Raw genomic sequence first — 2,494 nt, 5'->3', positions numbered from 1 at the left:
CGACGGCACCGGCTGGCTGTGGTCCATCTCCTCCGAGGCGCAGGCCGCCAGGTGGCCACCCCAGGCGTTGGCTTCGAGCAGGATCTCGTTGGAGATCACGTCCAGCTTCTTCTGCGCCTCGCCCTGCACGTTGCCGGTGCCGGCATCGCCCAGCACGCCCCCCAGGGCGCCCTTGCTGACGGCGATGGCGATCGAGGTGCAGGCGCGGGCGACCACCGCGACCAGCTGGCGCAGGTCGGCGTTGATGCGCTTGTTCTGTTCTTCCTCGATCAGGAAGCGGGTCAGCGACGTACGGGACATGGACGGGAGCTACCTTCAGACAAAAGGAGCGCTATTGTCGCGGGTTGTCCTGCTTTTTTCGAGCTGATGGCCATGCCGTGTCCTTTTGCGGACAAAAGCAGCCATGCGGCGCTGCCGTTGGCTTTACCCACAGGGTCCGTACCATGGAGGCCCGGAGGGGAGTGGCATGGATTGGAATCAGGTGACACATGGTTTGTTGGCAGCCCTGGGCATCGGGCTGCTGATCGGTGCGGTGCGCGAGCGCCAACACGGCACGACCCGCACGCTGCAGGCCGGCGTGCGTACGCACGCCCTGCTGGCGCTGATGGGCGCGGTGGCGATGCTGCTGGGCTTGCCGGCGTTCCTGGTGGCACTGCTGGCCGCCGCGGCCCTGGCCTGGACCAGCTACCGCATCAGCGCGGCCGACGACCCGGGCCTGACCGGCGAGATCACCATGCTGACCACGGTGCTGCTCGGCGGGCTGGCACTGGAGCAACCGGCGCTGGCCGCCGCATTGGGCGTGGTGGTGGCGATCCTGCTGTGGGCCAAGGCGCCGTTGGCGCGGTTGAGCCGCGAAGTCATCACCGACCAGGAGGTGCGCGATGCGTTGCTGCTGGCAGCGTGCGCGCTGGTGGTGCTGCCGATGCTGCCGTCCGAGGCGGTGGATCCCTGGGGCGTGCTGGTGCCGTACAAGCTCTGGCAGATCGTGGTGCTGGTGATGGGCACCGGCATGCTTGGGCATGTCGCTCTGCGTGCGGTGGGCGCGCGCTGGGGCCTGCCGGTGGCCGGCTTCTTTTCCGGTTTTGCCTCCTCTACCGCTTCGGTGGCGGGGTTCGGGCGCAGCAGCCGGGCGGCACCGGCGCTGGTCCCGCCTTCGGCATCGGCCGCCTTGCTGGCCAACCTGGCCTCGTTGTTGCTGTTCGCGGCGGTGATCGGCACCACCTCGCCGGCCCTGCTGCGCGCCAGTGCATGGCCATTGCTGGCCGGCGCGCTGGTATTGCTGGGGTTCGCGGCACTGGGCCTGCGCCATGTGCCGGATGAAGCGGTGCCCGAGACTTCGACGGCCAAGGCATTCCAGCTGCAGCATGCGTTGATGATCGCGGTGGCGATTGCCGCGGTGCTGCTGGTATCGGAAGGGCTGCGCCAGCTGTTCGGCCAGGCCGGGGCGCTGGTGGGCGCGACGGTGGCGGCGCTGGGTGAACTGCATGCGGCGGCGGCAAGCATCGCCAGCCTGACCACGTCTGGCGGGCTGGAGCTGGCCCAGGCGCGTTGGGGCGTGATCGCCCTGCTGGCGTCGGCGTCGCTGGCCAAGTCGGTGCTGGCCTTCCTCAGTGGCGGTGCACGCTATGGCGGCATCGTCAGCGTGGGGCTGGGCGGGATGGTGGTTGGCGCGGCGGCGGTGGCCTGGCTGGTCGGATGAGCAACCTCGGGAAGCGGAAGGGCTTCGCGATCCTGCGGAAGCCCACGCATCAGGCATTTGGCCGCTGGCTTTCGGCTCGCCGAGGGCGTGTTGGGGAGAGGCAAAACCCTTCGCGCGGCACTAAAAAAGCCCGGGTTTCCCCGGGCTTTTCAACACGTCAGCGACGGTCGATCAGCCGCGGCTGACCTCGTAGACGGCCTTGGCCACGTAGTCCAGGTTCTTCTGGCTCAGCGCGGCTACGCAGATGCGGCCGGTGCCCACGGCATAGATGCCGTAGTCGTCACGCAGCCGGTCCACCTGCGCCTTGCTCAGGCCCGAGTACGAGAACATGCCGGCCTGCTTCTCGATGAAGCTGAACTCCGGCGCGCCCAGGGCGGCCAGCTTCTGCACCATGCCGGCACGCAGGGCGTGGATGCGCTCGCGCATCTCGGTGAGTTCGGCATCCCACAGGCCACGCAGCTCGGCGCTGCCCAGCACGCCGGCCACCAGGGCGGCGCCGTGGGTGGACGGGCTGGAGTAGATGGTGCGGATGATGCGCTTGACCTGCGACTGCACGGCCTTGGTCGAGGCCGCATCCGGGCCCACCACCGACAAGGCGCCGACGCGCTCGCCGTACAGCGAGAACGACTTGGAGTACGAATTGGCGACGATGAAGCTGTCGATGCCGGCCTCGGCGATGATGCGCACGGCCTGGCCGTCCGGCTCGATGCCCTTGTCGAAGCCTTGGTAGGCCATGTCGATGAAGGGGAACAGCTGGCGGTCCTTCAGCAGCGCGGCAACCTGCTTCCACTGCTC

The 2,494-nt window shown here is 68.6% G+C and carries 2 protein-coding genes and 1 pseudogene; 1 reads left to right on the top strand and 2 read right to left on the bottom strand.

The genetic code is table 11. The features are described 5' to 3' along the window. Positions 1–300, bottom strand: a pseudogene (locus VA603_RS01735) (class 1 fructose-bisphosphatase); the annotation flags it as partial. 166 nt (positions 301–466) lie between these two features. On the opposite strand from VA603_RS01735, the gene VA603_RS01730 reads away from it, so the two are divergent. Next, positions 467–1,699, top strand: coding sequence for an MgtC/SapB family protein (locus VA603_RS01730; RefSeq protein WP_323437766.1), 1,233 nt, complete (start codon positions 467–469; stop codon positions 1,697–1,699). 171 nt (positions 1,700–1,870) lie between these two features. Here VA603_RS01730 and VA603_RS01725 read toward each other — a convergent pair. After that, positions 1,871–2,494: aminotransferase class I/II-fold pyridoxal phosphate-dependent enzyme (locus VA603_RS01725; protein WP_323437765.1), on the bottom strand; the 624-nt coding region annotated here is incomplete at its 5' end.

Source organism: Stenotrophomonas capsici (assembly GCF_034961085.1).
GTDB classification, from domain to species: domain Bacteria; phylum Pseudomonadota; class Gammaproteobacteria; order Xanthomonadales; family Xanthomonadaceae; genus Stenotrophomonas; species Stenotrophomonas capsici.
This window is presented reverse-complemented; position numbering and strand designations above follow the sequence as displayed.

Bases quoted from the DNA above. Each gene is read 5' to 3' on its own strand.
- VA603_RS01730 (WP_323437766.1), top strand. From the start codon at position 467: ATGGATTGGAATCAGGTGACACATGGTTTGTTGGCAGCCCTGGGCATC.